This window comes from Bacillus pumilus (assembly GCF_024498355.1).
Lineage (GTDB): Bacteria > Bacillota > Bacilli > Bacillales > Bacillaceae > Bacillus > Bacillus pumilus_P.
This window is the reverse complement of record NZ_CP101833.1, coordinates 1,363,073-1,385,854: the sequence shown is the minus strand read 5'-3', so window position 1 is coordinate 1,385,854 and position 22,782 is coordinate 1,363,073. Positions and strand designations below refer to the sequence as shown.

Annotated in this window: 24 protein-coding genes; 7 read left to right on the top strand and 17 right to left on the bottom strand. The window is 41.0% G+C overall.

The genetic code is table 11. The features are described from left to right. Positions 1-146 precede the first annotated feature (146 nt). The 4 genes from NPA43_RS06935 to NPA43_RS06920 all read right to left on the bottom strand — a co-directional run bounded on the left by NPA43_RS06935 (position 147) and on the right by NPA43_RS06920 (position 2,980). Positions 147-854, bottom strand: a complete 708-nt coding sequence (locus tag NPA43_RS06935) for a hypothetical protein (RefSeq protein ID WP_256499522.1) — start codon at positions 852-854, stop codon at positions 147-149. Beyond that, the gene (locus NPA43_RS06930; RefSeq protein ID WP_256499521.1) at positions 851-1,540 is read right to left on the bottom strand and encodes a hypothetical protein; all 690 of its coding nucleotides are present in this window, start codon (positions 1,538-1,540) and stop codon (positions 851-853) included. Before NPA43_RS06930 ends, NPA43_RS06935 begins: the two co-directional genes overlap by 4 nt. 311 nt (positions 1,541-1,851) lie before the next feature. Then, positions 1,852-2,658 carry an inositol monophosphatase family protein gene (locus NPA43_RS06925; RefSeq protein WP_099725980.1) on the bottom strand — a complete coding sequence of 269 codons (807 nt, stop codon included), beginning with the start codon at positions 2,656-2,658 and terminating at the stop codon, positions 1,852-1,854. A gap of 133 nt (positions 2,659-2,791) precedes the next feature. After that, on the bottom strand, positions 2,792-2,980 hold the full coding sequence (locus tag NPA43_RS06920) for a hypothetical protein (protein ID WP_024424761.1): 189 nt from the start codon (positions 2,978-2,980) through the stop codon (positions 2,792-2,794). A 285-nt stretch (positions 2,981-3,265) separates the two neighbouring features. Between NPA43_RS06920 and NPA43_RS06915 the strand changes: the two genes are divergently transcribed. Further along, a complete protein-coding gene (locus NPA43_RS06915; protein ID WP_256499520.1) occupies positions 3,266-3,901 on the top strand; it encodes a DUF1054 domain-containing protein in 636 nt (211 codons plus the stop codon). Between the two features lie 27 nt (positions 3,902-3,928). On the opposite strand, the gene NPA43_RS06910 is transcribed toward NPA43_RS06915, so the two are convergent. Beyond that, positions 3,929-4,198 (bottom strand): UPF0223 family protein, encoded by a 270-nt coding sequence (locus NPA43_RS06910; protein ID WP_099725982.1) that lies wholly within the window; start codon positions 4,196-4,198, stop codon positions 3,929-3,931. A 190-nt stretch (positions 4,199-4,388) separates the two neighbouring features. Here NPA43_RS06910 and NPA43_RS06905 point away from each other — a divergent pair, with 190 nt between their 5' ends. After that, the gene (locus tag NPA43_RS06905) at positions 4,389-5,861 is read left to right on the top strand and encodes an aminotransferase class I/II-fold pyridoxal phosphate-dependent enzyme (RefSeq protein WP_256499519.1); all 1,473 of its coding nucleotides are present in this window, start codon (positions 4,389-4,391) and stop codon (positions 5,859-5,861) included. A 43-nt stretch (positions 5,862-5,904) separates the two neighbouring features. Here NPA43_RS06905 and NPA43_RS06900 read toward each other — a convergent pair whose 3' ends face one another. Next, a complete protein-coding gene (locus tag NPA43_RS06900) occupies positions 5,905-6,024 on the bottom strand; it encodes a GapA-binding peptide SR1P (RefSeq protein WP_078061763.1) in 120 nt (39 codons plus the stop codon). Between the two features lie 316 nt (positions 6,025-6,340). Between NPA43_RS06900 and NPA43_RS06895 the strand changes: the two genes are divergently transcribed. Further along, positions 6,341-6,721 (top strand): hypothetical protein, encoded by a 381-nt coding sequence (locus tag NPA43_RS06895; protein WP_230031187.1) that lies wholly within the window; start codon positions 6,341-6,343, stop codon positions 6,719-6,721. Positions 6,722-6,863: 142 nt separating this feature from the next. On the opposite strand, the gene lpdA is transcribed toward NPA43_RS06895, so the two are convergent. From lpdA to NPA43_RS06870, 5 genes are all read right to left on the bottom strand, one after another. Then, positions 6,864-8,276, bottom strand: coding sequence for a dihydrolipoyl dehydrogenase (lpdA, locus tag NPA43_RS06890; RefSeq protein WP_099725986.1), 1,413 nt, complete (start codon positions 8,274-8,276; stop codon positions 6,864-6,866). A gap of 4 nt (positions 8,277-8,280) precedes the next feature. Beyond that, positions 8,281-9,621 (bottom strand): dihydrolipoamide acetyltransferase family protein, encoded by a 1,341-nt coding sequence (locus tag NPA43_RS06885; protein ID WP_099725987.1) that lies wholly within the window; start codon positions 9,619-9,621, stop codon positions 8,281-8,283. Positions 9,622-9,728: 107 nt separating this feature from the next. Then, entirely contained in the window at positions 9,729-10,706 is a 978-nt protein-coding gene (gene pdhB / locus NPA43_RS06880) for a pyruvate dehydrogenase complex E1 component subunit beta (RefSeq protein ID WP_012009824.1), read from the bottom strand. Positions 10,707-10,709: 3 nt separating this feature from the next. Then, positions 10,710-11,825 (bottom strand): pyruvate dehydrogenase (acetyl-transferring) E1 component subunit alpha, encoded by a 1,116-nt coding sequence (gene pdhA / locus NPA43_RS06875; protein WP_012009823.1) that lies wholly within the window; start codon positions 11,823-11,825, stop codon positions 10,710-10,712. Positions 11,826-12,236: 411 nt separating this feature from the next. Further along, positions 12,237-12,905: a YkyA family protein gene (locus NPA43_RS06870; RefSeq protein WP_256499518.1), complete on the bottom strand. Its 669-nt coding sequence runs from the start codon at positions 12,903-12,905 to the stop codon at positions 12,237-12,239. Between the two features lie 233 nt (positions 12,906-13,138). Between NPA43_RS06870 and NPA43_RS06865 the strand changes: the two genes are divergently transcribed. Then, positions 13,139-13,321: a YjcZ family sporulation protein gene (locus NPA43_RS06865; protein ID WP_142353653.1), complete on the top strand. Its 183-nt coding sequence runs from the start codon at positions 13,139-13,141 to the stop codon at positions 13,319-13,321. 112 nt (positions 13,322-13,433) lie between these two features. Beyond that, positions 13,434-13,991, top strand: a complete 558-nt coding sequence (def, locus tag NPA43_RS06860; RefSeq protein ID WP_099725990.1) for a peptide deformylase — start codon at positions 13,434-13,436, stop codon at positions 13,989-13,991. 36 nt (positions 13,992-14,027) lie between these two features. Here the strand turns inward: def and NPA43_RS06855 are convergent, their stop codons facing one another. Continuing rightward, positions 14,028-14,807, bottom strand: a complete 780-nt coding sequence (locus NPA43_RS06855; protein WP_230031179.1) for a Cof-type HAD-IIB family hydrolase — start codon at positions 14,805-14,807, stop codon at positions 14,028-14,030. Positions 14,808-15,202: 395 nt separating this feature from the next. On the opposite strand from NPA43_RS06855, the gene NPA43_RS06850 reads away from it, so the two are divergent. Together NPA43_RS06850 and rnjA are read left to right on the top strand one after the other, a co-directional pair. Then, entirely contained in the window at positions 15,203-15,412 is a 210-nt protein-coding gene (locus NPA43_RS06850) for a DNA-dependent RNA polymerase subunit epsilon (RefSeq protein WP_099725992.1), read from the top strand. Between the two features lie 5 nt (positions 15,413-15,417). Continuing rightward, complete coding sequence (rnjA, locus tag NPA43_RS06845; RefSeq protein ID WP_099725993.1) at positions 15,418-17,085, top strand: ribonuclease J1; 1,668 nt, start codon at positions 15,418-15,420, stop codon at positions 17,083-17,085. A 263-nt stretch (positions 17,086-17,348) separates the two neighbouring features. Here rnjA and ade read toward each other — a convergent pair whose 3' ends face one another. The 5 genes from ade to NPA43_RS06820 all read right to left on the bottom strand — a co-directional run bounded on the left by ade (position 17,349) and on the right by NPA43_RS06820 (position 22,622). Then, entirely contained in the window at positions 17,349-19,079 is a 1,731-nt protein-coding gene (gene ade, locus NPA43_RS06840; RefSeq protein ID WP_256499517.1) for an adenine deaminase, read from the bottom strand. A gap of 261 nt (positions 19,080-19,340) precedes the next feature. After that, positions 19,341-20,009 (bottom strand): potassium channel family protein, encoded by a 669-nt coding sequence (locus tag NPA43_RS06835; protein WP_008345123.1) that lies wholly within the window; start codon positions 20,007-20,009, stop codon positions 19,341-19,343. Positions 20,010-20,046: 37 nt separating this feature from the next. Beyond that, entirely contained in the window at positions 20,047-20,883 is an 837-nt protein-coding gene (locus NPA43_RS06830; protein ID WP_099728757.1) for a gamma-glutamylcyclotransferase family protein, read from the bottom strand. Between the two features lie 22 nt (positions 20,884-20,905). Next, positions 20,906-22,198, bottom strand: coding sequence for an ATP-binding protein (locus NPA43_RS06825; RefSeq protein WP_099728756.1), 1,293 nt, complete (start codon positions 22,196-22,198; stop codon positions 20,906-20,908). 145 nt (positions 22,199-22,343) lie between these two features. Beyond that, a complete protein-coding gene (locus NPA43_RS06820) occupies positions 22,344-22,622 on the bottom strand; it encodes a transcriptional regulator AbhA (protein WP_099728755.1) in 279 nt (92 codons plus the stop codon). Positions 22,623-22,782: the final 160 nt, after the last annotated feature.

Here is a 22,782-nt window from a genome sequence, read left to right as displayed (position 1 = left end):
CTGATTTTTCCTTTTTTCTGATGAAGAATCGCTTTTCTTTTGACAGCTCGATTCTGATGAATTCTTTTGTTGAACCATTAAACAGAAACTCCGATTGATCTTTTGTTGTCACTTTCACTTGATGCTGCCAATCAAAATAAAAATCATCAATGGCCTGTGATTTGATAAGCAGGTGGCTGTAGATTTAAGTTTTTATAAATGCTGTTTATCGTGTTTTTCATCTCAGTTTCTGTTAAATTGATTCCGTCTATATCCTTCAATTGAAAGATGGCGTTCCCGTATTGCGCTTGTCGAAGCGTCCCTTTTTTCCAGGTGGCGAATGCTAAGCTCTCATTTTCATTCTGAGACATTTTTGGCAGAAGAAGAACGTTTGTCTCTCCGCCTTCTTTTTTTATCGCTACATGAATGCGATCTAGATCTATTGATCGTCCGCTTCTTTCGAAAAATTCAATGGTTTTTTCCCTATATTCTTTATCGGTCAAATCCTTACCCACGATACGACCCCGGTAGGAATAGCCGCTTAATTCGCCTGTAAACGCAGAAATATTCACTTCATACTGATCACCTGCAAACACGTAGAGATAAGGGATAGGCTGGTGACTAGATTTTAAATATAACGACTGATCCGCTGGTACAAACTTTGAGGCGAATTCTTTTGCACTTGTTGCAGATAAAGGGCGATATTCTTCTGAGAAAGTATCTACCAGTTCCGTTTTGGTGAATTGGAACATTGTATGAGGGACATTTACGATCGGATTGAGTAATAGCAGAAAAAAGACGGCTATACTCCCTGTGCACCACTGTCTCAACCTCATCTTGTCTTGTAATAAAGCACTTAACAAATAAATCGTCATAAAGAGCTTCCTGCTGCTGTCGCTAAAATCACAATTGATTTAAATGAAGATTGAAGCCCATACCTCGAGAGAGAAGGATAAAATATATAAAGCAGTGCAGCGAAAATCAGGCCATAGAACAAAAGCAATTCCTTCCACTTCTGATGCCAAAACGAGCGGAAGAAAAAATACAAAAGAGATGCGGCAAAGCCAACCATGAGCGCAGCGGTGATAAGATCTCTCCACACAAGCCCAGTATCTCCATCGATAAAGAACATTTTGCTTTCAGCAAAAATAATAAACACAGTTTGACATAAAGGCAGAAGTAACACAGATAAATCAAAAGCAAAAAACACGCCTTTATTTTTTAAATAAGGAAGAGAAATCACATAATAAACGGATGCAAGCAATACATAACCATAGATGAGAAATTGCATAAAATCGGTCAGTACTTCAAATGTTTCAATCGTATATTGTCTCGCCATGACTTGGTGAACCATTTCAATTGTCATTCCGCCTAGCAGAACCACACGCAATACGACACCTGCATAAAATAAATAGCCGCTTTTTTTTCCTTTCCACAGGGGAAGCGTGACAAAGAGAACAAACAGTCCAAAAACACACCATTGAATGATCTTGATGCTGTATTCATTTAAAATCAAATACCTTTCAAAGTGGAGGGATACATCACTAAACAAATCAAACATCGATACACAATCCTTTACATCAAATTAAGGCCTCGTTCGTATAGACATTTGCTTACCTAAAAGTTTCATAAAACACAAAAAATCACTTCATTCTCATGAAGTGATGCAGATTGTTGACAAAGGGCTAAAATGATCTTTATTTTAGCCCTTTGTCTTCTTTTCAGCGTGATAGAAAACCTTTGCAGTCTAGGAAGGACGAGCACCGGCGCAGAGCGAATTTGACATTCGTGAGCACCGGCGCGCAAGACTGACACCGAATGCGATGGTTTGTCTACACACTGAATCACTTCATTCTCATGAAGTGATGGTGCTTATCTATTATTTTCGCTTCCTTTTATGTAATCGTGCAAGATCTTTTCACAAATGGATCGATTTCCGGCAACAATGCTATTTTTCTCTAGGAACGTAAGCCGGTCTCCGTGAATATTTGAGTAAACAGCCCCTACTTCATCAAGCAGCACGCAGCCTGCTGCATAATCCCATGGCGCAAGCCTTAACGTGACGTATGCGTCACTTCTGCCACTTGCAATATAAGCGAGCTCAAGCGCAGCTGACCCTATGGTTCGTGTCCCCCTCACATCACGTACGAGACGGGCAAATGGTTTGGCGTCAAAATGCGGGCTTTCAATCGCCCATGTCGGGTTTATGCCAACAACGGCTTTTTCAATCGCTACATCTTTTAAAGGCGGGAGTAAGGTATCGTTCATATAGGCGCCTTTTCCTTTGACTGCATGGTATAGCTCGTCATGAATCACGTCATAAATCAGTCCGATTTTTCCAACACCATTTTCAAATATCCCAATTGAAATGGCAAAGTTGCGTTTTTGATGGATAAAGTTCATTGTGCCATCAATCGGATCAATGATCCACACAATCCCACCCAGTGAGGTCACCTCTTCCCCTTGTCCCTCTTCTCCTAAAATATGATGATCTGAAAATGTCGACTGAATCTTTTCAATGAAAAAACGCTCTGTTTCTTTATCGATATTTGTGACAAGATCATTTGGATTTGATTTTGTTTCAATTGATAGACCTTCCTGCATGGACGCTTTAATGCGGCTTCCTGCTTCTTTTACCCAAAGCTTTGCAAGACGGTCAATTTCCACCCAGTTTGTCATCAGACTGTAAACCTCTTTTCTATGTAGTACCTATTTGTATTAGCATACTGATATTATGTACGTAAAAGCAAGAAAAAAGCAGCTTCATACAAAAACGAACCGATGAATTGGTTCGTTTTTACCTCACCTTGTTTTACCCTTGAAGCTGCTCCCATTCTTTTCTTAGGCGCTCAAGCTTTCGTTTGCTGCGTTCAATTTGGATATCATCTTTTTGCTCGATGGCTTCATGAAGCGTAGAAAGCTCATAATCAACCTCTAATCTCCACACAGCGATGCGATTCTTCTTCTCTTGTCTATACCCCTGCTTCACGATTTGCTTCATTGGTCAACGCCCCTTCCAGAGAATGATTCATTCCTTGTCAGTTTTCATTGATAAAAAATACAATCGATAGGAGAATTGGTTCTTGCTTATATCGTATGAAGCGATCGCATAACCGCAACGACATTCTGAAAATTGTGTTTTTACCTATTTGTTATGTACCACAAATTCGATGTTTTTAAACGCTGCATCATGTTCTGCAATCTTTCTCCTCATGGTGCATCTTTTTTTGAGCTTGACCAAAGCTATGATAAAATATGAACAGCGAAAAGATACAGGAGGCATAACATGAGTGAGATGCGTTTTAGAGATGAAGATTTTGAGACATTCACAGTTGACGGTTTAGATGAACGAATGACCGTATTAAAAGAAAGAGTCCGTCCAAAGCTTGAGGCACTTGGCGATCATTTTGCACCGCTTCTTTCTTCTATTACAGGAGATGAGATGTTTGTACACGTAGCAAAGCATGCGAGAAGATCAGTCAACCCGCCAAATGATACGTGGGTTGCTTTTGCAAACAGTAAGCGCGGGTATAAAAAGCTCCCTCATTTTCAAATTGGGCTTTGGAAAACTCATGTATTTGTATGGTTTGCGCTTATTTATGAATCTCCGGTTAAAGGTGAGTATGGACAATTATTCGAAAAAGAGCTAGACACCATCCAGCAGAAAATACCGCAAGATTTCGTTTGGTCTAAAGATCATATGAAACCAGACGTACTGCGTCACAGTGAGCTTGATGCTGAACAGCTGAAAACACTATTTGAACGTGTTCAAACGGTAAAGAAAGCCGAACTCCTTTGCGGCATTCAAATGCCTAGAGAAGAAGTCGTTCAAATGAATAATGAAGAGTTTTTATCGAAAATCGAAGAAGCCTTCCGCACGTTGACTTATCTATACCGCTTTACACAGAAAGAATCTGTATAAAAAACGAGCCTATCACGGCTCGTTTTTTTACATGCGTATAATCGCTGCTTCTTCTGCCTCTCTAGCCCTTTTCACTGTGCGATAAGGAGAATACCCGCTTCCTTTTTCAAACGCCGCAGAGTGCGTCTTTTCCTCTGCTTTCGATGGCACAACCTCTTTAAATCGTTTATAAGCATTTAATAATTCCTGCTTGGCAATTCCTTTTTCATACGCTTTTTCAACGGCTTGAAAAAACGAAATGACCGCAATCTTTTCCTCTGTTGTCCAGTCGACATCCATTGGATATTGATATTCCATTTACTTATCCCTCACTTTAACACTCATTTCTTATTTGAACTTTCATTATAGCACTTGATCTATCAGAAACCGATCGATTTTATGCTTTACATTCCGATCAGTTCATAATATAATTCTTTTGTTTTATGCAATGAAATCTGCCGTTATTGGCACAATAATAGCAGGTATTTCGATGAAGGTGGGAAAGCAATTGTCACAACATGATACACCCTTATACACTGGACTAAAAAAACACGCTGCAACCAATCCAGTCCAATTTCACATTCCAGGCCATAAAAAAGGAGCCGGAATGGATCCTGAATTTAGAGCATTCATTGGTGATAGTGCATTAAGCATTGATCTCATTAATATAGAACCTCTCGATGATTTACATTCGCCTCGAGGGATGATAAAAGAAGCACAAGAGCTAGCTGCTGAAGCATTCGGTGCTGATCATACGTTTTTCTCCATTCAAGGAACAAGCGGCGCGATCATGACAATGGTGATGACGGTCTGTGGACCTGGAGATAAAATCATTGTTCCTCGTAACGTCCATAAATCAATTATGTCCGCTATTGTATTTTCTGGCGCAGTTCCTGTTTTTATTCACCCAGAAATCGATAAAGAGCTTGGTATCTCACACGGCATTACACCAGACTCAGCCAAAAAAGCACTGACTGAGCACCCAGATGCAAAAGGCTTACTTGTGATTAACCCAACATATTTTGGCATTTCTGCTGACTTAAAAACGATCGTAGAGATTGCCCATTCATTTAATGTACCTGTCCTTGTGGACGAAGCGCACGGTGTGCATATTCACTTTCACGATGAGCTTCCGCTGTCTGCGATGCAGGCAGGTGCCGACATGGCGGCAACAAGCGTCCATAAACTCGGCGGCTCACTCACCCAAAGCTCTATTTTAAATATGAAGGAAGGACTTGTTTCAAAGGACCGCGTGCAATCGATTTTGAGCATGCTGACGACAACATCCACTTCTTATTTGCTCTTAGCGTCACTAGATGTCGCTAGAAAGCGTTTAGCCACTGAAGGAAAGGCGCTCGCAGATGAAGCGATTCGTTTGTCTGAATTAGCGAGAAACCGTCTGAATCAAATTGACGGCATTACCTGTATTGGTCAGGAAATACTCGGTTCAGCTTCTACTTACGATTATGACCCAACGAAATTAATTATCTCGATTAAAGACCTGGGGCTAAATGGCCATGATGTCGAAAAATGGCTGAGAGAAAGCTACCGAATTGAAGTGGAACTCTCTGACCTTTACAACATTTTATGTATCGTGACCCCTGGCGATTCTGATGAGACGATTGATACGCTTGTAACGGCTATGAAGGAAATTGCCGCAACTTCAACATGTGAGGGAGGCAAACAAGCCGTGACGGAAGTGTTACTGCCTGAGATCCCATCGCTAGCAATGACGCCGCGTGACGCCTTTTACGCCACAACAGAAGTGATTCCATTTAAAGAAGCGGCTGGCCGCATCATTGCAGAGTTTGTCATGGTATACCCGCCAGGCATTCCGATTTTTATCCCAGGCGAAATTATCACAGAAGAAAATGTCTCGTATATCTTTAAAAATATTGAAATTGGTCTCCCTGTCCAAGGACCTGAAGATTCAACACTAGAGATGATCCGTGTCATTAAGGAACAAAAACCAATTTTATAAAAAAGAAACATGCAGCCCCAAATGGAGCTGCATGCTTTTTTATTTATTCAGAGGCTTCATCACCGCAATGACAGTGACCACACGTTCCATATAGCGTTGTCACTTTTTCATTCTCAAATTGATCAATGGTTTCATTGCAATCTTGACAAATAATTGTACCCACGTACATTCCCCTTTTCTTCACTTATAGTTTGAAAGCGTTTAATCTATTTCTTATCTCTATAATATGATGTCACATTTAAGTTGTCAACGGTTAATTGTATGACACATTTAATCATTTTTTATCAATATATGCTTTTTCCTCATCATATTGAGGGAACGTTTCAATTGTATTTTGCTTCATATCAATTCTGTAACAATTGAGTAACAATCGAAAATTGTCAAAAAGGACATGATACACTAGAGTGACTAACAGGGAATCGGCTCCTAAAAATGTTGGTATAACCCCAAAGGATTTTGAGGTGAATAGATTGAATTTTATGAGGACACTTCTCATTATATTCCCCATGCTCTTTGTACTTAGTTCATGCTCTTTTGCTTATATCATACCGAATCAGACAGACCAAGTCAGTCATATTCAAAAACCAAGAATTCTCTTTTTTACTGATGCAGAAAATCTTGATAAAGAAAGTCCATATTATGATGCAGTACTCGATTTAAAAAATGAGTACCCAAAGGAAATGTCAAAGATGATTGTAAAAGAAGATCGTAAAGGCTGGAAAAATGAAGTAGAGGAATTACCGGCTATTTTACTTGTCAATGATGAAAAAGTCATTGTAAAGATTGAAGGAAATGTCCGCAGTAAAGAGGATATCTTATCACCCTTATGTCATGCATTAGACCGCGTGAATACAAATTAACGATTCGACCTTGCACTTATAGATAACCATATGAAAAAACCCCTCACCTCATGAGGGGTTTTTCATATGGAGACATTTGAGCAGCCTTTCTTTAAACGGTTTAAAAAACCCTCTCCTTTTTGGAGAGGGTTTTATAGGTTCGTTATTTCACGATATGGATTGGGCTTCCAATTGCTACTTCAGCCGTTTCCATTGTGATTTCACCTAATGTTGGGTGAGCATGAATTGTCATTGCGATATCTTCAGCAGTCACTCCAGCTTCAATTGCAAGGCTAAGCTCTGAAATCATATCAGAAGCGCCAACACCTGCAATTTGTGCACCGATGACTAGACCATCCTCTTTACGAGTGATCATTTTCATGAAGCCATCAGTTGCGTCAAGAGAAAGTGCACGTCCGTTAGCTGCAAATGGGAATTTCGCTGCAACGATTTCGATTCCTTCTTCTTTCGCTTCTGCTTCAGTGTATCCAACAGTTGCAAGTTCTGGCTCAGAGAATACAACAGCAGGAATACCAAGGTAATCAATTTCAGCTGGCTCTCCAGCGATGGCTTCAGCTGCAATTTTACCTTCGTAAGAAGCTTTGTGTGCAAGTGGTGGTCCATCAACGATGTCACCAATTGCATAGATGTTAGATACGCTTGTACGGCATTGTTTGTCAGTTTTGACAACTCCACGGTCTGTCAATTCAACACCAACTTGTTCAAGACCAAGCTCATCAGTGTTTGGACGACGACCAACCGTTACAAGTACGTAATCAGCATCAACTGTTTTTTCTTCACCTTTTACTTCGAAAGTAACAGTGACACCATCAGATGTTTCTTTAACGCCTTTTGCAAGAGCGTTTGTATGGATTTCAACGTTTCCTTTTTTCTTCAGGTTACGTTTAACCAAAGAGCTCATTTGCTTTTCGAAACCTGGAAGGATTTCGTCTCCACCTTCAAGGATGACAACTTCTGTTCCAAAGTTTGCATAAGCAGTTCCAAGCTCGGTACCGATGTATCCACCACCGATAACAACTAACTTTTTAGGTACTTCTTTAAGCGCTAAAGCACCAGTTGAGTTGATCACGCGGTCCGTGTATTTAAATGTAGGCAATTCAATTGGACGAGATCCAGTTGCAAGAATTGCGTTTTTGAAAGTGTAAGTCTGTGCTGAATTTTCATCCATTACACGTACAGAGTTGCTGTCTACGAAATAAGCTTCACCTTTGACGATGTCTACTTTATTTCCTTTTAGAAGACCTTGAACTCCACCTGTTAATTTGCTCACAACAGAAGCTTTCCACTCTTGAACTTTTGTGAAATCAACTGTTACGTTTTCAGCTTTGATACCCATGTCTTCAGAATGCTTTGCATTCTCGAAACGATGACCAGCATTGATTAATGCTTTTGAAGGGATACAGCCGACGTTTAAGCATACGCCGCCAAGCGTTCCTTTTTCAACGATTGTTACTTTTTGTCCAAGCTGTGCAGCACGAATAGCAGCTACATATCCACCAGGACCTGCACCGATGATAAGAGTATCTGTTTCGATTGGGAAATCTCCTACTACCATGATATTACGCCTCCATTAAAATTAATTGTGGATCATTCAATAAACGCTTGATGTGGTTAAGGGCATTTTGCGCAGTAGCTCCGTCAATCATACGGTGGTCAAAGCTTAGGGAAAGAGCTAAGACTGGAGCTGCAACGATTTCGCCATCACGAACAACCGCTTTTTCAGCGATACGGCCAATACCAAGGATCGCTACTTCTGGGTGGTTGATGACTGGAGTAAACCATTGTCCACCAGCAGAACCGATGTTTGTGATTGTGCAAGATGCACCTTTCATTTCAGCTGGAGCCAATTTACCATCACGTGCTTTTGTTGCAAGCTCATTGATTTCGTTAGACACTTCGAAAATCGCTTTGCGATCTGCATTTTTCACAACTGGAACAAGCAGGCCTTTTTCAGTGTCAGCTGCAATTCCGATATTGTAGTAATGCTTTTGAACAACTTCATCTGTTTTATCATCGATAGAAGTGTTAAGTACTGGGTACTTTTTCAAAGCAGAAGTTAGAGCTTTTACAACGTAAGGCAAGTAAGTTAACTTGATTCCTTGATCAGCTGCAACTTGTTTGAATTGTTTACGATGTGCAACAAGGTTTGTTACATCAACTTCATCCATTAATGTTACGTGAGGAGCTGTATGCTTAGAGTTCACCATTGCTTTCGCGATCGCTTTGCGGATTCCGCTCATTTTCTCGCGAGTTTCTGGGAATTCTCCTTCTAGAACTGGAGCTGCTGCCGCTTTTGGAGCCGCTTCTTCTTTCGCACTTTCAGCTGCTTGAGGTGCTGCTTCTTGAGTTGCAGAACCACCATTAACGAAGCTGTCGATATCTTCTTTTAGCACGCGGCCGTTTTTACCAGTACCTGCAACTTTGTAAATTTCAACGCCTTTTTCACGAGCATATTTACGTACAGATGGCATAGCAATTACGCGCTTGTTTGGATCAGCATCTACTTGCTCTTGTGCGCCTGCGCCAGTTGCTGCTGCCGCTTCTTCTTGTGCTACTTCTTTCTTCTCTGGCTCGTTACCAGCTTCAGCAGTACCTTGTACTTGAGCTTCAGTTTTTGCTTCGCCTTCTTCTTCGTTGCCTTTAAATTGAAGATTTTCGTAACCAGGTGCATCGAACGTAATGATTGTTTGTCCTACAGTTGCAACTGTTCCCTCTTCAACTTTTAATTCTAATACTTTTCCTTTAACAGGTGAAGGAATTTCTACAACTGCTTTATCGTTTTGTACCTCTGCTAAAACGTCATCTTCATTGATTTCGTCGTTTGGTTTTACAAACCACTTAACGATCTCACCTTCGTGGATACCTTCTCCGATGTCCGGAAGTTTAAATTCAAATGCCACTGTTTTTCGCCTCCTAGATTTTGTTGAATCCTTGTTGTGTATGTTTACACGGTCTTGTAATTGATAAAGGGGAAGAGAAATAAATTCTTTTCCCCTCTGTCATTTAATTAAAATTCAAGAACTTTCTTAGCTGTTTCAAGCACGTCTTTATGGTTTGGAAGCCATACGCTCTCAGCTTGAGAGAAAGCAAATACAGTATCAGGTGCAGCTACACGAAGTACTGGTGCTTCTAGGCTAAGAATTGCTCTGTCATTGATTTCAGCTACTACGTTTGCAGCAATACCAGCTTGTTTTTGTGCTTCTTGAACAACGATCGCACGACCTGTTTTTTCAACAGAAGCGATGATTGTTTCAATATCAAGCGGGCTTACTGTACGAAGGTCGATCACTTCAGCAGAAACGCCTTCTTTTTCAAGTTCTTCAGCAGCTTTAAGTGATTCGTGAACCATTGCACCGTAAGTGATGATTGAAAGGTCAGAACCTTCACGTTTCACGTCAGCTTTACCGATTTCAATTGTGTACTCTTCTTCAGGAACTTCCTGACGGAAAGAGCGATAAAGTTTCATATGCTCAAGGAACACAACCGGATCGTTGTCACGGATTGCAGAAATTAATAGTCCTTTTGCATCGTAAGGTGTTGAAGGAATGACAACCTTGATACCAGGCTGTTGTGCGATAAGACCTTCTAAGCTGTCAGCGTGAAGCTCAGGAGTATGAACCCCTCCGCCGAATGGTGAACGGATTGTCACTGGAGAATGCCAGCGTCCGCCAGAACGGTAACGCATACGAGCCATTTGTCCAGAAACAGAATCTAATACTTCGTAAACGAATCCGAAGAATTGAATTTCCATTACTGGGCGGAATTCTTGTAGTCCAAGGCCAATTGCAAGACCGCCAATACCAGATTCAGCAAGTGGAGTATCGAATACACGATCCTCACCAAACTCTTTTTGCAATCCTTCAGTCGCACGGAATACGCCGCCGTTTTTACCAACGTCTTCTCCGAAAACGAGAACGTTTTCGTCATTTTTCAGTTCTGTGCGTAACGCATCAGTGATCGCTTGAATCATTGTCATTTGCGCCATGGCTTACTTCGACTCCTTCTGTTTGTAAATTTCAAGCTGTTCAACTAAGTTGAATGGTTTCACATCGTACATGTTTTCAATCAAGTCAGTGACTTTTTGCTTAGGCTGTTCGTCAGCTTCTTTGATCGCTTGTTTGATTTGTTCTTTTGCATCTTCGATGACTTTATTCTCTTCTTCTTCAGACCATAGGCCTTTGTTTTCCAAGAATTTGCGGTAGCGTACCAATGGATCTTTTTGCTCCCACTCGTTTTCATCTTCTTTTGTACGATATCTTGTTGGATCGTCACCAGCCATTGTATGTGGGCCGTAACGGAATGTAAGAGTTTCGATTAATGTTGGACCTTCGCCATTTACAGCACGCTCACGAGCTTCAGCAGTCGCTGCATATACAGCTAATGCATCCATACCGTCAACTTGTACGCCTACGATACCAGCTGCAGCTGCTTTTTGTGCAATTGTTTGCGCAGCAGATTGCTTTTCAACAGGTGTAGAGATCGCATATCTGTTGTTTTGGACAACAAAAATCGCTGGCGCTTTGTAAGCCCCTGCAAAGTTAATACCTTCGTAGAAATCACCTTGTGAAGCTCCGCCATCACCAGTGTAAGTGATTGCAACAGCATTTTTACCGCGCTTTTTCAAACCAAGAGCTACACCAGCAGCTTGAATGATTTGTGCACCGATAATGATTTGTGGTGAAAGTGCATACACATCTTCAGGCATTTGGTTACCAACAAAATGTCCACGAGAGAACAAGAATGCTTTTGTTAGCGGAAGGCCATGCCAGATTAATTGTGGTACATCGCGATATCCTGGAAGAATGAAATCTTCTTTCTCAAGTGCAAAGTGAGTTGCAAGCTGAGAAGCTTCTTGTCCAGCTGTTGGCGCATAGAAGCCAAGACGTCCTTGACGGTTCAATGAAATTGAACGTTGATCTAATACACGTGTAAACACCATACGGCGCATTAATTCTTTTAATTGGTCATCTGAAAGATCCGGCATTGCCGCTTCGTTTACGACTTCGCCTTTCTCGTTTAAAATTTGAAACGTTTCAAACTGCTTTTTGATGGCATCAAATTGCTTTTTGCTATCAACAATTGCTTTTTTTGTTTTTGCAGCCATTCTAAAGTCACCTCTTCCTTTCTTTTAACAGTCAATTTGTCGTGAATCCATTTATACATACAGATATAGGATAACCCAAAATACTCATATGACTCCTGTATATAATAGCCACAAAGATTGTTGTCGAAACATTGGATGATCGCTTACTTTTGAGTCCTTCTAACTGTATTAACGATAGTTCACAAAATACTAATACAACTTCTGTTAACAAGGAATAGTTTACAACAAGAAAAATAGTCCGTCAATTGATTTAACGGCTTTATTTAAATAAATGTATTCGCTTTACTTTTTATGGTGAGCTGTATCAATCTGTTTAACGAACAGCATGAACTGTACTAGTATAGAGTGTACTACTGTACTACAATAGCAAATGTTTGTTTTTGTCGAAAAATAAGAAAAGAGCTGTTTTTTTCAGCTCTTTTTTGACTCTTTATCTGCAGCTTTGTACAAAGCCTGTTTATGCTCATTCAATTGGTCTGTATATTGATTGAACTTCTTGCTTTCTTTTCTGACCTTGCTGTAAGAACGATTCACTGTCTTCAGTTTGGATTTCAGTTCCTCGTATCCTAAGTCTTTTTTCTTTAAAGATTGATACAAATGCTGATCTTGTTTCAACGCCTTTTGATACTCACGGTAAAGCTGATCGTACGACGTAAATCTCTTCTCGATTGATTTCACCGTTTGATCTGCTTTATCCTTTAATGCCGCATCTTGTATCCGCCCGGCAGATTCCTTTACAGTTTGCAATTCTTTTTTCGATTGATCCATGCTGTCTTTTTCTGTTTTTAAATGTTCTTCTCGCTTCGTAGCTGATGCTAACGCCTGATCAGAAAGGCTTGACACTGTTTTTGTATGGTCCTTTGTCGTTTGAATCATTTTCGTATACAGCTTCTGCTCTTTTTTCTCATAGTTTTGCAGTGCGCCTTGCTCTTTTTCAAAGGTCGCCTCTTTTTCGCTCATTTTCGTCATCGCATCTTGCATCTCATTGAACGGACTTTGACCTCCGCAGCCCGCAAGCAAGAGGGTACATATCCCCGCTAAAGCAGCACCTGCTTTGATGCTTCTTTTCCTCTGTTTCATCAAAAGGTCCCCCTTTATATCTCCACATACCACTATAATTTTTATAGGCGTTTGTGACAAGGAAAGAGGTTAGCCTTTTTAGGTGAAGAAGATTTTTTTCAAGCTATAGGCTCATGACTATACAAATAGTGCATTCATACATAGTTTATATTACACGCTTCGCCTTCACTTCTGAGAGGCCGAGTGTATTTCCAAAGGAGGTCAAAAATATGTCTAATTATAGTCATGGAAGTATGTATGGTGGATATGGTGGATACGGCGGATATGGATACGGTGGTGGCTGCTGTTATCCAAGTTATGGTGGTGGATACGGATACGGTGGTGGACGTACATTCGCTTTAATCGTCGTCCTTTTCATCCTATTGATCATTGTAGGCGCAGCATTCTTAGGCGGCGGTGGCGGCGGCTGCTGCTAATGGCTGTCTAAGCCTTTGACCGGTCTCATAGGGCCGGTCTTCTTTATTTCATTGCATATGTTGTGTATCATTTTATATACTTTACATACAAAGGAAATAGGAGTGAAGTTTTGTGATTACCATGGATGATATCGTAAGGGACGGGCATCCCGTCTTGAGGCAAACAGCTGAAGCGGTCGAACTCCCGCCAACAGAAGAAGAAAAACAGCAATTAGCTGACATGATCGAATTCGTTAAAAATAGTCAGGATGAAGACATTGCTGAAAAATATGGACTGAGACCCGGCGTAGGACTAGCAGCTCCGCAAATCAATATTAGTAAACGTATGATCGCTGTTCACTGTGAGGATGAGGATGGGCAGCAATACAGCTATGCCCTGTTCAATCCTCGTATTGTCAGTCATTCAGTCAAAAGAGCTTATTTGGCTACTGGAGAAGGCTGCTTATCTGTTGATGAAGCCATCCCTGGATTCGTCCCGCGTTATGAAAAAATCAGGGTCAAGGCAACAACGGTTGAAGGGGAGGACATTGATATCCGCTTAAAAGGGTTCCCTGCCATCGTCTTTCAGCATGAAATTGACCACCTGAATGGCATTATGTTTTATGATCATATTCAAAAGGATCAGCCATTCGCCGAGCCAGACAACTCTGTTGCGATCGGCAGATCATAAAATAAAAAGAAGACCCATTAGCCAGGGTCTTCTTTTTTATTCTTCAATGAGGCCTAAATGGGTCACTGCATGGAATATGCCGTCCTCATCTACTGGTTTTGTCACAAAATCAGCCAATGTTTTTAATTCACTCACAGCATTTCCCATGGCAACACCTGTTCCAACAAATGAAATCATTTCTCTATCGTTCAGACCGTCTCCAAAGGCAACGGTATCCTTTTGATCGTAAGGCAGTCTTTCGATAACTCGTTTGATGCCTTCAGCTTTCGACCCGCCCTTTGGCAGGACATCTGTTGACAGCTCGTGCCATCTGACAAGATCAATTTCTTCGCAGAACGCCTCGTATTGGACTTCCTCTTCTGCCTTACAAAATAGCAGCATTTGAAAAATCTCGTTTTCTTTAAAGAAAGACAAATCATGCTCAGGATGCTCTGTTTTTAAAGTCCCAATCCCTTCATGGATAAACGGATGATTCGGCACAGAAGCCTTCATCGTTTTTTCCCCCATGAAAACAAGCGGATGATCATGACGATCCGCCGTCTCATAAATTTGCTCCATCAGCTCCAGTTTAAGCGGATTACCGTAAATGACCTCTCCCTCATACATGACATACTGACCGTTATACGCAATAAAGGAGTCAAGTGCTAATTCTTGTAAGATAGGTTGAATCAAAAAAGGCGAACGCCCAGATGCAATAAAAAGATGATGCCCTTTTTCTTTTAATAAACGAACTGCTCGCTTCGTTGATTCAGGTATTTTTTTATCATGATCATATAAAGTACCGTCGATATCAAAAAAGATGACTTTTTTATTCATATCTCGTCTCCTGTCTCTCGTTATGTACACACTCTCCCCTTCATCATACAGAAAGATTTCCGCTTTCGAAACCAATTCCTTTTAAAACGCCCATTTCCCACATATAACCATGTAACATTCAATGGAAACATCATATAATACAAGTATAAAGAGAGAACGGACTTGCTGCCCTAAAATGACATCATCCCGAAAGGAGGCGATCCGCGATGCTTCGTCGTCTGCGTAAGAAAATTCGAAGACAATGGAAGGACATGCTTCGTAAAAAATCGATTGCTTAAAAGGATCTTCCGCACATTTGCTGAAGGTCCTTTTTTCTCAGAGCCTTTTCTTATGCGCGTTTTTTTAATATAATAGAATAAGCGAGTGTAACATACGGTATTTAAGGAGAGATTTGGATGATATATAAGGTATTTTTTCAGGCAAGTACTACTGAGGTACCTGTAAGAGAACACACAGATTCACTATACGTTGAAGCGGTTTCTGAAAGAGACGTACGCGATAAGTTGAAAAAACATAACTACAATATTGAATTCATTCAGGCTGTAGACGGTGCTTTTTTAGACTATGAACGAGAAAGTGAAAATTTTAAAGTATTGGAGCTATGAGAGGAATGAAATTTGTTAAAAACGATCAGGCGGCAGTTTTTGCGCTCGGCGGATTAGGTGAGATCGGTAAAAACACGTATGGCGTTCAATTTCAAGATGAAATCATTTTAATTGATGCTGGTATTAAGTTCCCTGAAGATGAGCTTCTCGGAATTGATTACGTCATCCCTGACTATACGTACTTAGTTAAAAACGAAGATAAAATCAAAGGTCTATTCATCACTCACGGACATGAAGACCACATCGGCGGTATCCCTTACCTTCTCAAGCAAGTGAATATTCCAGTTTACGGAGGCAAACTCGCAATCGGCCTACTTCGTAATAAATTGGAAGAGCACGGTCTCTTGAGACAGACGAAACTTCACATTTATGAAGAAGAAGATACCATTAAATTTAGAAAAACAGCGGTGTCTTTCTTTAGAACAACGCACAGCATTCCAGATTCTTACGGAATTGTCGTGAAGACACCTCCTGGCAACATCGTACATACAGGTGATTTCAAGTTTGACTTTACCCCTGTTGGCGAGCCTGCCAATTTAACGAAAATGGCTGAGATTGGTAAAGAAGGCGTCCTTTGTCTTCTATCTGACAGTACAAACAGTGAAATCCCAGAATTTACGATGTCTGAAAGACGCGTAGGTGAAAGCATTGATGACATCTTTAGAAAAGTAGATGGACGTATTATCTTTGCAACGTTTGCTTCAAACATTCACAGACTACAGCAAGTCATTGAGTCCGCTGTTGCCAACGGCCGAAAAGTCGCTGTGTTTGGGCGTAGTATGGAGTCCGCAATTGATATTGGACAAGATCTTGGCTATATTAAATGTCCAAAAAACACGTTCATTGAACATAATGAAATCAACCGTCTTCCAGCAAACAAAGTCACCATTCTTTGTACTGGCAGCCAGGGTGAACCGATGGCAGCTCTTTCTCGTATTGCAAACGGTACTCACCGCCAGATTTCCATTAATCCTGGAGACACAGTTGTCTTCTCATCTTCACCGATCCCAGGTAACAATATTAGCGTAAGCCGTACCATCAACCAGCTTTATCGTGCTGGCGCTGAGGTCATTCATGGCTCACTAAATAATATTCACACATCTGGTCACGGCGGACAAGAAGAACAAAAACTAATGCTCCGTTTAATTAAACCTAAATTCTTCATGCCGATTCACGGTGAATACCGCATGCAAAAAACGCATATTAAACTTGCGAATGATTGCGGAATTCCTGAGGAAAACTGCTTTATCATGGATAATGGTGAAGTTCTTGCACTGAAAGGTGACGAAGCAAGTGTCGCTGGCAAAATTCCATCAGGTAACGTGTATATCGACGGAAGCGGCATTGGTGATATCGGAAACATCGTATTAAGAGACCGCCGCATTCTTTCAGAAGAAGGTCTTGTCATTGTTGTCGTCAGCATGGACATGAACGAATTCAAAATCTCTGCTGGTCCTGATTTGATCTCAAGAGGCTTTGTCTACATGAGAGAATCTGGAGACCTCATCAATGACGCACAGGATTTGATTTCAAAGCATCTTGAAAAAGTGATGGAACGCAAGACAACACAATGGTCAGAAATTAAGAACGAAATTACTGACACACTTGCACCTTTCCTTTATGAAAAAACAAGACGCCGCCCAATGATCTTACCGATCATTATGGAAGTGTAATCAGACAAAGGGCTAAAATGATCTTTATTTTAGCCCTTTGTCTTCTTTTCAGCGTGATATGAAAACCTTTGAAGTCTAGAAAGGTCGAGTACTGGCGCGGAGCGAATGTGACATTCGTGAGCACCAGCACGCAGAACTGACACCGAATGCGAGGGTTTGTCTTCACGCTGAGAGACACAAGCCATTGGCTGTGTCTCTTTTTTTCGTCCAGCATTAAAAAACCGCATATATACAAATATACATGCGGTTTCTCATTCATTCTTTTATGATTGAATTGGGAGATGCTGAAAGCTTCTGACATCAAACAATCCCTTTGTCGTCATTTTTACATCAGGAATGACTGGGAGTGCCAAGAAAGATAGCGTCAAAAATGGATTGAAATCTAAGGCAAAACCTGTTTCTTTTAACGCTTCATGGAGTGCATGAAGACTTTCATTTACTAGATGTGCTGGTTGATCTGATAATAAACCAGAGATCGGTAATGGAAGTGTATGAAGAGGCTGGCCGTCCCTCACAACAGTCAATCCGCCGCCTGCTTCTTTTAACGTCTCAATGGCTTTGATCATATCGGCATCATTTGTGCCAACAGCAATTAAGTTATGAGAATCATGCGCCACAGTTGTTGCAATGGCTCCCTCTTTTAAGCCAAAGCCACTGACAATCCCTACCCCAATCTCAGATAAACCTTGATGACGTTCGACAAGCACCATTTTTAATACATCTCTTTCTGTATCACTAGTAAATTGTCCATTGATTTCTGAAGGAGATACTTGTTCTAATTTCGTTTCAAGCTGATTCGGAATGATGCGAATGACATTCATCTTTTGATCATCTGTGATAGGCAGTGTAAGATCTTTATCTTGAACATCCACTGCATGGACAGATTGTAATAATGCAGGACTCGGTGATATCTTTTCAACACTTGGCTGGTAATCTCCATGCTGTGAAACCAATTCGCCTGCAATAAATACGCTTGTGATGTCTACTTGATGAAGGTCAGAAATGAGCATAAAATCCGCATCAAAGCCTGGCGCAATCGCTCCCTTTGTGCTAAGACCAAAACACTCTGCTGCATTTAAACTCCCCATTTGATACGCTAAAAAGGGATCCAATCCTTCTTTGATGGACATACGCACCTGCTCATCAATACTTCCTTGCGCCATGAGATCATCTAAATGTTTATCATCGGTACAAAAGAAAAAGCGTCTCGCATTTTTCTCATTGACAGCTGGTAAAACATTTTTCACGTTTTTGGCAACAGATCCTTCTCTCAGCATGACATACATGCCTCGTTTTACACGTTCAAGGGCTTCCTGAGCTGTTGTCACCTCATGATCTGTTTGGACATTTGCTGTCCGGTAGACGTTTATTAATCGGTCTGTTAAGCCTGCTAGGTGGCCATCAATTAATTTGTTCTCGTTTTGAGCATCGAGCAGTTTTTGAAGCATATCTTCTTCTGCCTGCTCTACACCGACATAGTCCATCACCTCAGCAAGACCAAGAACCTCTTTCTCTTGATAAAGAGGCTTTAAATCTTTCGCTTTTAGCGTAGCACCTGATCGTTCAAAGCTGACAGCCGGCACACAGGATGGCAGCATAAAATATATATTTAAGGTAGCTTTTCTCGCTTCTTCCAGCATAAAACGGATGCCTGTTATACCTGAAACGTTGGCAATTTCATGCGGGTCTGTTACGACACTTGTCACACCGCGGGGAACGACAGCTTTGGAGAATTCAGCAGGGGTCACCATGGAGGACTCGATATGAACGTGCCCATCAATAAAGCCAGGTATAAGCATTTGACCGGCTGCATCCAGCTCCTGCTCTCCCTCGTATTCTCCAATCCCTACTATTTTTCCATTTTCAACAGCGACATCAGCGTCTATCCATTCCTGGTTAAACACGTCCATAACCTTCGCATGTTTAATCACTAGGGCTGCTTTTTTTCTCTTTGCAGCTACCTCAATTTGATGTCTGAAAAGCTCCTTATCCAACGACACTGCCTCCTCCAAGTAAACAATATAATGTTTCTTATCGTAAACGAATCTGTTTGCCCAGTCAATGACATTTAGAGAAAATCAACCATATAAAAGGACTGATTTTTATTTCTGAATAGTGATAATTGCATGAAAAATATTGGGGATCACTTTTGCTGTTATTCATAACAAAATGAGCCTATTTCAATTTGCTTCCCCCTCTTCACTGTCCGTCTGTCGTGTACACAATCATAAAAAAACACCCCGCCCTCGGAGTGTTTAATAGTCGTTCTGCATTTCTCGTTTTTCAAAGCGTCCAATATCTGCTACTGCCCCAATAACAATGAGGATATCTTCTTTTTGGATCATTTCATCTGCCAGCGGGGAAACAATGACTTCTTTCCCGCGCTTAATCGCTACAATATTGATGCCATATCTTGCTCTAATATCAAGATCTAAAAGAGAATGCCCGGCAAGTCTGCTGTTTGCAACGATTTCAATGAGGCTATACTCATCTGACAGCTCGAGATAATCCAGCACGTTGTTGGAAATGATTTTATGCGCAATCCGCCTGCCCATGTCTCGCTCTGGATGAACGATGCGATCCGCTCCAATTTTGTTGAGTACCTTTTCATGGTAGTCATTTTGCGCTTTCACTGTGACCATTTTGACGCCAAGCTCTTTCAGCATAATCGTTGTTAAAATACTTGCCTGAATGTTTTCTCCAATCGCGACGATGACATGATCAAAGTTGCGAATGCCGAGGTTTTTTAAAACAGATTCATCCGTCGAATCACCAATCACCGCATGTGACGCAATTTTAGCGTATTCGTTCACTCGATCTTCATTCATATCCATGGCCATCACTTCAAGTCCTTCTTCGCTCAGCGCCTTGCAAATACTTCCGCCAAAGCGTCCAAGACCAATGACTGCATATTCTTTTTTCATGTTCAGACTCCTTTTATATCACTTACCATGCATTTTACTACGATTTGGTTAATGAATCCATATGCGAACGAATTTTTTTGCGGAACGCTTCACTTAAGTAAAGGTCTGCTCCTTTTTCAATTTCACTGCGATAATGACCTGGCGGAGCGATTTCTTCGCTCTTTTGAAGGACGAGAAAGGTTAAACAATCCTCATATACTTGATCACCCATTTTGACATCGACAAAAGCTGGACGATAAGTACCCTCATATACACCCTCTCGTTTGTACAAATAACGAATGGCATCAAAAGGCACCTCATATAAAACGCCCTCTGTTTCTCCGCCGTCTTCTACCATATCGGCTCTTGATCCATCAGGCCGCACCAATGTAAATCTAGTTGTAAAGCGGTCAAGTGCACCGCCTCCGACGATTCGTTTGAAGTAATGATCGACTTTAGCTAGCTTAAACCTTGCATCATCCATACAGGAGCCATAGGCAAAATAATAGAAGGATGACGGCTGACGCTGCCACAGTCTATATTCTTTCCAGCTGCCGCTCTCAATTTCCTTCAGCCCTGATGCCATCTGCTCTGGTAATGTGTATACAATGGCTGCCTTTGGTCCTTGATCCGTCATGACATCAATTTCCTGCTTGTCATACCATTCCTCTAGCGCGTCTAACTTATTCAACGTTTCAGCGGTCACCTCATACAATTCCCCATATACTGTGCTTTTTCCCGTGAGAATACACGCAGGGTATCCTGCACCAGTATCGTATAGCCTTCCATTTATCCAAGCTGATTTAGCTAATGGCCTGTTTTCTTTCATATACGCCTCATGGTGCTCTTCATGTTTTAGAAGCGCCCCATATACAAATAAAGTTTTCTTCGTCATGAAATCACGTCCTCTCACCTTGCTACTGTCTGCTCTTTTGACACACAGGTAAATAAATATGAAAAGCTGTGCCTTTTCCCAGCTCACTGGATACTTCCATTCTTCCGTGATGATCTTTTAAAATCGTCGCACAGATGGTCAGACCAAGCCCTGTCCCTTCTTTTTTAGTTGAGAAGAAAGGGTCATATATTTTCTGAATATTCTCTTCAGACATCCCTTTCCCTTCATCTTGAATGATGATTTTCCATTCATTCATCACTTTCTCTGTTGATATGTATATGCTACCGCCTTCAGGCATCGCCTCAATGGCATTTTTGATTAAATTAATGAACAGCTGCTTCATTTGGTTGGCATCTGCTAAGATAGCCCCAGCATCCTGCTTTTTAAATGGCTGCTTGAGGTCAATATTAGAAAGAACTGCATTTGTTTTTAGCAGGGTAATCACCTGTTCTAACAGCTCATGAAGCCGGACTTCTTGAAAATTGACCGATTGAGGCTTTGCTAACACAAGCAGCTCGCTTAAAACAAAATCAATCCGTTTAATTTCGGAAAAGATAATGTCAAAATAATCGGTTCTTTCGGGATATTGTGTTTTCATCAGCTGTAAAAAGCCGTTTACTGATGTCAGCGGATTTCTGACTTCATGGGCAATTCCAGCGGCTATTTGTCCTGCAACGGCGAGCTTTTGCGCCTGCATTTGCAATTGTTGATTGGATTTTTCAAGCTCGAGCTTTGCCTGCTTTTGTTTCGTGATATCGGCAACCGTTCCAATACCTCCAGTAAACTGGTGCTGCTCATCAAAGTAGAGCTTGTAATGAACGTCTCCCCATACCTTCTTTCCCTCTTTATGGAGGAGCTGCAGTTCAACTCGGCCCGCATCCTTATGTTCTTTTATCACAGATAACAAATGCTTGACAACACGCTCTTCTTGATCAAAGTACTGATTGTACATCGTGCCTAGACATTCATCTATATCGTAGCCCGTCATTTGTTTCCATGCTTGATTTAAAAAAATGATTTGACCCTTTTCATTTGTTTCAAAGACGATTTCTTGCAAGTTATCTGTTATTCGATTCAGCCGCTCCGTCAGTTCGTGTGCTTCTTTTTCTCGCTTGTTTAAATCTGACACAAGTAAATTTAACCGGTCCACATAGCCTGAGACGACCCAAATACCAGCTAAAACAACGACTGTAAAGGCTAGATCGAGCGGCCAATTAATTTGATAGCCGCCTAGATAATAAAAGAAACCCCAGCTTAAGATTAATATAAATGCAAGAACAGATAACACGATCCGCACTTGATATGTTTTGTTCAAATGATTCCACCTGCCGCCCTGAGATTCTTTGTCAATTGTACCATTTTCCACTTATTTTTTGAGGGAGATGGGGCATTTTTAAGGAACTTTTTTCATAAAAAATAGCCTGTTCTCAGCACGAAGCAAGAGAGCAGGCTATTTTTATTTACTGCTGAAGGGCTTCTTGCAGCTCTTTTAGCAGTAGTTCTGCTCCTTCAGCGCTTAATGTAATTTGACCATTTCCATATTCATGATTCTCAGAAGTAATCTCACCAGTCATGAGACAAACACCTTGAGGCTGATATTTTTTCAAGACGATTTTATCTCCATCTATAAAAAATTCCATACTGTCTTTAATTGCGATATCAAGTGCTCTTCTCAATTCGATTGGCATAACAATACGCCCTAGTTCATCTACTTTTCTTACGACTCCGATAGATTTCAATTTCGTTCCCTCTTTCTTTCATTAGCTCAAGATCAATCTGGTATTCACCAATTGATATATCGTAGACGTAAGAGATTCACGAAAGGTTTCTCCTGCTTAAAAATTTTTTTCATAAAAGAAAAAACAAAGGGAAAATTTATTGTGTTTGTCAAAATGAGAC

Bases quoted from the DNA above. Each gene is read 5' to 3' on its own strand.
- NPA43_RS06935 (WP_256499522.1), bottom strand. From the start codon at position 854: ATGACGATTTATTTGTTAAGTGCTTTATTACAAGACAAGATGAGGTTG.
- NPA43_RS06930 (WP_256499521.1), bottom strand. From the start codon at position 1,540: ATGTTTGATTTGTTTAGTGATGTATCCCTCCACTTTGAAAGGTATTTG.
- NPA43_RS06925 (WP_099725980.1), bottom strand. From the start codon at position 2,658: ATGACAAACTGGGTGGAAATTGACCGTCTTGCAAAGCTTTGGGTAAAA.
- NPA43_RS06920 (WP_024424761.1), bottom strand. From the start codon at position 2,980: ATGAAGCAAATCGTGAAGCAGGGGTATAGACAAGAGAAGAAGAATCGC.
- NPA43_RS06915 (WP_256499520.1), top strand. From the start codon at position 3,266: ATGAGTGAGATGCGTTTTAGAGATGAAGATTTTGAGACATTCACAGTT.
- NPA43_RS06910 (WP_099725982.1), bottom strand. From the start codon at position 4,198: ATGGAATATCAATATCCAATGGATGTCGACTGGACAACAGAGGAAAAG.
- NPA43_RS06895 (WP_230031187.1), top strand. From the start codon at position 6,341: ATGAGGACACTTCTCATTATATTCCCCATGCTCTTTGTACTTAGTTCA.
- lpdA (WP_099725986.1), bottom strand. From the start codon at position 8,276: ATGGTAGTAGGAGATTTCCCAATCGAAACAGATACTCTTATCATCGGT.
- pdhB (WP_012009824.1), bottom strand. From the start codon at position 10,706: ATGGCGCAAATGACAATGATTCAAGCGATCACTGATGCGTTACGCACA.
- pdhA (WP_012009823.1), bottom strand. From the start codon at position 11,825: ATGGCTGCAAAAACAAAAAAAGCAATTGTTGATAGCAAAAAGCAATTT.
- NPA43_RS06870 (WP_256499518.1), bottom strand. From the start codon at position 12,905: ATGAAACAGAGGAAAAGAAGCATCAAAGCAGGTGCTGCTTTAGCGGGG.
- NPA43_RS06865 (WP_142353653.1), top strand. From the start codon at position 13,139: ATGTATGGTGGATATGGTGGATACGGCGGATATGGATACGGTGGTGGC.
- NPA43_RS06855 (WP_230031179.1), bottom strand. From the start codon at position 14,807: ATGAATAAAAAAGTCATCTTTTTTGATATCGACGGTACTTTATATGAT.
- NPA43_RS06850 (WP_099725992.1), top strand. From the start codon at position 15,203: ATGATATATAAGGTATTTTTTCAGGCAAGTACTACTGAGGTACCTGTA.
- rnjA (WP_099725993.1), top strand. From the start codon at position 15,418: ATGAAATTTGTTAAAAACGATCAGGCGGCAGTTTTTGCGCTCGGCGGA.
- NPA43_RS06835 (WP_008345123.1), bottom strand. From the start codon at position 20,009: ATGAAAAAAGAATATGCAGTCATTGGTCTTGGACGCTTTGGCGGAAGT.
- NPA43_RS06830 (WP_099728757.1), bottom strand. From the start codon at position 20,883: ATGACGAAGAAAACTTTATTTGTATATGGGGCGCTTCTAAAACATGAA.